The following is a 6,211-nucleotide window of genomic DNA, read 5'->3' on the forward strand; positions in this document are numbered from 1 at the left end:
GTATCGCTCCTCTCGTTTTAGTCTTAAATGAAACCTCAACTTGCTTGGCTCTACGACTGATGCAGGTGTAATGCGGACAACTTAACGGTACATGGGCTAACCTAAATATCGAGTCGATAAATCCTTGAAGCGCTCTCAATGGCATAGAAAAAACTCGTTTCACCATGAGTGCTGTCGTGATAGCTAAATCACTGAACCGACGCGGCCTCCCGCGCTTATTCTGTTTACTTTGCGCCCACCCGCTTATTGCTTCTTCATCAATCCAAAAGGTCAGAGAGCCACGGTTAATGAGTGATTGGTTGTATTGCTTCCAGTTGGTTGTTTTGTAACGAGGCTTAGGCATAGGGCTACGAGAGAGGGGGGAGGTAGCTGATCAGATCGTAGGTTCTTGATTTAGTTCCATTGAATTACGCAACAAAGCCGTTGGCGATAGACACTGGCTGTCCACCAGCAGAGTTACAAGTAATGGTGCTCACAATATAAGGAACATTGGCCGCGCCCGCTTCTAATATAGCTTCTTCCAATTTGATGATATCGAAGTTGCCTTTGAAGTCGGCATTCACTGAGGTATCAAACGCTTCCTTGGTATAAACGTTTTTCGCCACACAACAATTCACTTGTGTGTGACCTTGTGTTGTATCGAAGAAGTAGTTAGACAAGGCAACCATTTTGCTGCGATCGAGCCCTTTCTCCATTTCACGCTTCTTGATAAGAACAGGAATGTAGATCTGCTCTGCACCGCGTCCTTGGTGCGTTGGAATCGTCAACTCGTAACCGAATATATCCTTAACCGCATTCGACAATTCGTAGTAACTGCGGCTGCCACTATAAGCTTCATCCCCCATTAACATCGCAGCTTGCATCCGCTGCGTGATAGAGCCGGTTCCGCTGTCTGTCAGTAAGTCGATAAATACATCATCACTGTCGAGCAAAAATGGGTTCATACCTGCTTCGACAATGGCTTGTTCACGATAGGCACGGGTTGTTCTTTTTACTGGCTCTACAACGCGAATACGAAACGGTTCTGGTAGATGTTTGAAGTTTTCCATAATAATACCTTTCAATACATTCCGATCAGGTCGAAATCTATTTCTTTAGATGTCACGAATCCTCACCATTAATTTAATAGATCCGTATAAAGACACACGGAAAATTAACAGTGAAAATAAACAAGTTAAATAATGACTTATTAATCAAACCTAAACAGAGGCTAAGATAATTATCGGGAACGACAAAACAACGAATACCCTGCACAGAATAATAAGTGCGAAATTCATGCGTTCAAAGGTTATCAAAGCTGCTGATAGGCAAACAAAGCGCGCTGCTTTGCTGGCGCGTGACGCCTAGAGGGTACTACTCTGAAGAAAGGTGGAACGAGAGCTGATGATCTAAAGTATACCAAGCTAACAAGGTTAGCCATGTTGTTGATTGCCATTTCAGATACATGTTCACAATATATCCCTACGTTGAAATCAAGATGATCCGAAATTTAAATATAGTGCAATAGTTTTATAAATAAAGCTTAGGTAAGTATAAATGTGATCAATATTTAGAATGGCAATTAATTGCGACAGCGTGTTATATAAACTGTGAATGCCATCCGTTTATATACTATTAAACTAGTTCGAAGGGATAATTAATAATAGTGGCTACCTTTTAAATTCAATGCTTATCGAATAAAGAACGAAGATAGCGACTTTCGAAAAAGCCAAGATCTAAAATCCTCCGTTCTAGAAAATCCAAGTTCTGATGAGACTCCCCCCTCATCAGAACCTGTCGCGGAGATGTGGTCGTAGATTACTTTTTCTTCACTACTTGTTTGATCGCCATCTCAGCCAGTTTTGGTGTCGCTGCTTTCAATGCACTTGGTGCAACCTTCTTACCCGCCTTAACAGCTTTATTTAGTTGGCTTTTAACTGACGTCCCTCTTTTCATTGCTTCTAAACGTTGGCGGTTTCTCTGAACGTTATTTGCATCAGCGATACGCTCGATCAAAGTCTGCCTTAAAGTATCTAAACCAAACTGCGCTTTTTCTGGTGCAATCGCCAGCGGCAAAGCAATGTCCGGCTGTAACAGTGTTTGATTGTATTCGAGTGCTTGAGCAATGATCTTCGCTTTGGCCGATGTTGGGTTATCTAAGTCATAAGGCGGTTGCCAATCGTCTACAGGCTTTAATCGGTCTACCTGATTAACAACCGAGACAACTATCGGCTTCTTGCGTGAGATGTTCTTAGAATCATCATAGAAAGCATCAAATCTATCTTTCAACTGCTTATCCAAATCACGTGCAGACTGATTGGCCTTAAGTACCCATAACACGACATCGGCTTGGGTCATCTCTTTCAGCATTAAGGCTTCGGTTTTAGGATTGCCATCAAGCCCTTGAAGATCAACCACGCGAACATCATTATCGTCGACAAACGCGTTGTACACCATTGAAGTGTCGGTTGATGGCAGTACATCCACTTCTGCAACCAACTCTTGCTTAAGCGCGTTGATAAGTGAAGATTTACCAGAACTGGTTTGCCCCACCAGCACAATTCGCACAGGTTCTAACTCTGGAGCAAAGCGTTGTTCGTCGAGTTCAGAAACATCAGACGCTTTCAGTGCTTCATCTTCAATGCTGAAACGTCCGCTATAGAGGTCAATCGCCACCGCCGCGACTTCATCTAACAAGGCTTGTTTGGCGGCATATTGCATGTCATCAACCACACCTCTTGTCATCGAAGCCGTCGCTTGTTCTCGACCCAAATCGGAAATCACTTTAAGCGGGTTCAAATAGAGGTTTTTGAGGTGATTACCCCAGATGGCAGCCTTAACGATCTTTTGCCCTAGCTCGCCATATTTGTCATAGGCTTCATAGCCCGCTTTGATGTAAGAAACCTTGAGATACTCAATGCCGGGTATATGCTCTCGTACTACCAATTTGTAACGTCGGCTGACCTCTTCGAACAGCTTTAGCCCTTCAGGAATCGAAAAATCGAGTGATTTCTTATCAAACTTTTTCGCAACAAATTCAAGTACCTCTAAACCGGTTTGGTCTAAGTTGCCCCACTCTATGTCGACCATTAATTGTTGGCGTACATGGTGTTTTGAATCATTCCAGATCGACAGTTCTTTCTGAGACCAATCAGTCGAAGCCTTAACCAATGCATCGTTGATATCAGCTTTGTTATGTTGTGATTCAGACTCAGAAGCATCCTCGCCAAGGTCGTCACTCTCTTTATTTGAGAATGGCTCCGTACTTGAAGATCGGCGTGAAGAACGGCTAGAAATAAACAGAGGAATGGTGAACACCAAGGTACTCACGGCAATGGCAATCGACATTTCGAGTAGGTAACCGTATTTGACCGCCAAGAAGACACCAAAAACCATCATGATAATGCTTGGGAAAATGGCCGAAATCAGGGCAATGCCCCAGCGGCCGCTCGATAGCACCGCCAGTAATCGAAATAGGTTTCTAATTTTCTTCATAACCCGACGCCGCCTTTCCTTTTTTCAGGGATTCTTTGTAGATCTTCTGCATCTCTTGTTCAGACACTTCTTCACCTTTGTTCTTATGATAGAAGTAAAAACAAGCCGCGCGACCTAAACCATAAGAGGTGCCGAAACTCATTGCCGCTGCAGCCACCGCACCTACCGTTTGACCATAAACTGGAATCAGCTTTATCAACTGTCGAGTGCCCAGCTTCATTCCGTATTGCAAAGCAAAGCTGCTTCCCAGAGTGCCTATTAACTCACTGAAGACTCTCTTATTCCATTCGACCCCATACTGGTTCGCCAAGCTATGAAGCATTTTGGCTTGAATCGCAGGTACCGATACCAAGCCAACGCCCGGAATTAGGTCACTCGCTGCTGCACTTCCTGCATACCAAAGCACTTCATTTTCTACTTGGTCAAAGTTGGCTTCTTCTTGGGTGGAATGCTCTTTGTCTTGCACCATCATTCCTATCACCGGAAGAATACTGGTCAGCTTTTCTAACAAGATGTCATAGTTGTAAACCGCTTCGCTGTTAGACATAGCGTTGTCATCCGTTTCGAAATCGACCGCTACCGATTCAAACTCTTTACCCCAAGCCTTCACTACTTGATTGGTGTTGAACTGAATTTGCCTTGCTCGATCTGTTTCACTGGAAGACAACACCGCCGTATGAACCAGCAGCAAATGTTTAATTTTCTTCTGTTTCTTAATCTGTTTTAGCGCCGTAAGCACAGCGGATTGTTCAGGTTCGTCGGCTTTCATCACAACGACTAACGCATTACCTGCCTGACCAATCTCTTCCAGATCCTCTTTCGCATCGTAATTCGCTTCACTTAAACCTCTAGTATCGAGAAACCGAATCACGGGTTTGTCTTGCGGAAACTCATACGACATCGCCGTCATGGTACAGGGAGCAAAACCATTGCCTACTTTTACAGAAGAGTCGCCAGTAACCGCTTGAATAAACGATGACTTGCCCGCCCCCGTTTTGCCCAACAGCCACAACGTAGGAAGATGCTTGCGCTGATATTCATGGGCCAGAGTCAAGTCTGGGTTCTTGCTCGGATTAATGAAGTCTTTTATTTGATCAAACATGTTTAGAGTAACGCTCACTTGATGTTGAGATTCGAGTTGATGACAAAGCAATACTGACTTATATAATCACAAATCCTATTAAACTTATGTTTGTTCAGTCGCACAGGTTTACAATGCCCAAACGCTTGTTTTTATTTGCGCGCTCATTTTTTATAGGCGTTTTTTTTATACGTGCGGGTACCATCGTATTGATTCGCATACCTAACGAACATCAACAAACACAGAGAGCTCAAAGAGAAGTATGGAACAAATTTATTTAGCTGGCGGTTGCTTGTGGGGTGTACAAGAATTTATTAAGTACGTTCCTGGTGTTATCAGCACAGAAGCAGGCCGTGCAAATGGAAGCGCTCAGCCAACAGAGAACAAGACGGTACAAAGCGACGGCACACAAAGCGATTACAATGGCTACGCAGAGTGTGTACAAATTGAATTTGATCCAAGCATCACGTCAGTAACGATTTTGATGGAACACTTGTTTGAGATTATCGACCCTTACAGCTTGAATAAACAAGGTGTCGATGTCGGAGAGAAATACCGCACAGGCGTATACAGCACTAATGCAGAACACTTAATCGAAGCTAAGCATTATATCGCTTCACGAGATGACGCAGACCGTATCGCTGTGGAGGTATTGCCATTGACCAATTATGTTGCCAGCGACGACATCCACCAGCATCATTTAAGTCACTTCCCTGAAGACCATCATTTATGCCACATCCCTTGGGATCTGCTGCATAAGTACAAACCTTAGGCTCAAGTACTTATCGATGGCTCGATTTCACCATCAAATCGAAAATGAAATAAAGTTCCCCAATACGACACACCAATAGTGAAAACTTGAAAACCAGTAATAAGTACTGACAGCCGTTCGGGAAAATGGAATGCTTTTAACACACCGATTACATTTTCCCCGTCCATTAAAAAGGTGTCATTATGAAGAAATACGTTCCAATCTTAATTGCTCTTAGTACGGTATCTTCTATGAGCTATGCGGCCACCAGCGAAGATGCTGTTGACTACTTACAAATGCGTAAAGGCGTGGCTTACCAAGTAAACCACTCAAAACCCTTTACTGGTCAATTTGAAGAGAAGTTCGATAATGGCCAAATCGCGACCCAGGCTCAGTTTGCCGATGGTCTAGAACTTGGCTTAGAAACCAACTGGTATCCAAATGGTCAAGTCGCTTCTAAAGTGAACTACGTCAAAGGTGAACTGCAAGGCAAAGCCGAAACCTGGTACCCCAATGGGCAGAAAAAAGCAGAGCTCAATTATAAAGACAATGAGCTGTCGGGTGTTGCTTCTCGATGGTATCCAAATGGCGAACAAAGCCTAACGGCAGAATACAGTGACGGACAAAAAGATGGGCTGGTAACGGATTACTATCCAAATGGCAACAAAGCTAGCCAAGCGAAATTTGACGAAGGCGAAGTGGCAAACGGGAAACTCACTCGCTGGAACACTAACGGTGACAAGGTTGAAGAACTGACCTTCAAAGACCACAAAGTCATATCTAAACAAGTGTGGATGCCTACCCAAAGCTAGCTTTATGTAAGACAACTTACAGAACTTCAACCTATATTATGAATCTCATAAAATTCATCTTATTTATCTAACAACAATGAAACGAACATTCAT

5 protein-coding genes and 1 pseudogene are annotated in these 6,211 nt (G+C 43.5%); 2 read left to right on the plus strand and 4 right to left on the minus strand.

What is annotated here, in order from left to right; all coding sequences use genetic code 11:
* The 4 genes and pseudogenes from ATB74_RS09670 to ATB74_RS09685 form a co-directional block, all read right to left on the minus strand.
* A partial coding sequence (locus ATB74_RS09670) for a transposase (protein ID WP_179946907.1) occupies positions 1 to 343 on the minus strand: 343 nt, incomplete at its 3' end.
* A gap of 79 nt (positions 344 to 422) precedes the next feature.
* A pseudogene (locus tag ATB74_RS09675) lies at positions 423 to 1,049 on the minus strand (tryptophanase); the annotation flags it as partial.
* 748 nt (positions 1,050 to 1,797) lie between these two features.
* The gene (locus ATB74_RS09680; RefSeq protein WP_061018264.1) at positions 1,798 to 3,474 is read right to left on the minus strand and encodes a GTPase family protein; all 1,677 of its coding nucleotides are present in this window, start codon (positions 3,472 to 3,474) and stop codon (positions 1,798 to 1,800) included.
* Positions 3,461 to 4,576 (minus strand): YcjF family protein, encoded by a 1,116-nt coding sequence (locus ATB74_RS09685; protein WP_061018266.1) that lies wholly within the window; start codon positions 4,574 to 4,576, stop codon positions 3,461 to 3,463. Before ATB74_RS09685 ends, ATB74_RS09680 begins: the two co-directional genes overlap by 14 nt.
* 241 nt (positions 4,577 to 4,817) lie before the next feature.
* On the opposite strand from ATB74_RS09685, the gene ATB74_RS09690 reads away from it, so the two are divergent.
* Both ATB74_RS09690 and ATB74_RS09695 read left to right on the plus strand, forming a co-directional pair.
* Positions 4,818 to 5,327: a peptide-methionine (S)-S-oxide reductase gene (locus ATB74_RS09690; RefSeq protein ID WP_061018268.1), complete on the plus strand. Its 510-nt coding sequence runs from the start codon at positions 4,818 to 4,820 to the stop codon at positions 5,325 to 5,327.
* Positions 5,328 to 5,509: 182 nt separating this feature from the next.
* Positions 5,510 to 6,118 carry a toxin-antitoxin system YwqK family antitoxin gene (locus ATB74_RS09695; protein ID WP_061018270.1) on the plus strand — a complete coding sequence of 203 codons (609 nt, stop codon included), beginning with the start codon at positions 5,510 to 5,512 and terminating at the stop codon, positions 6,116 to 6,118.
* The last annotated feature ends 93 nt before the right edge of the window (positions 6,119 to 6,211 follow it).

Source organism: Vibrio splendidus, assembly GCF_001557875.1.
GTDB classification, from domain to species: domain Bacteria; phylum Pseudomonadota; class Gammaproteobacteria; order Enterobacterales; family Vibrionaceae; genus Vibrio; species Vibrio splendidus_F.

Excerpts from the sequence above, each read along its gene's own strand:
- ATB74_RS09680 (WP_061018264.1), bottom strand. The coding sequence starts at position 3,474 with ATGAAGAAAATTAGAAACCTATTTCGATTACTGGCGGTGCTATCGAGC.
- ATB74_RS09695 (WP_061018270.1), top strand. The coding sequence starts at position 5,510 with ATGAAGAAATACGTTCCAATCTTAATTGCTCTTAGTACGGTATCTTCT.
- ATB74_RS09685 (WP_061018266.1), bottom strand. The coding sequence starts at position 4,576 with ATGTTTGATCAAATAAAAGACTTCATTAATCCGAGCAAGAACCCAGAC.
- ATB74_RS09690 (WP_061018268.1), top strand. The coding sequence starts at position 4,818 with ATGGAACAAATTTATTTAGCTGGCGGTTGCTTGTGGGGTGTACAAGAA.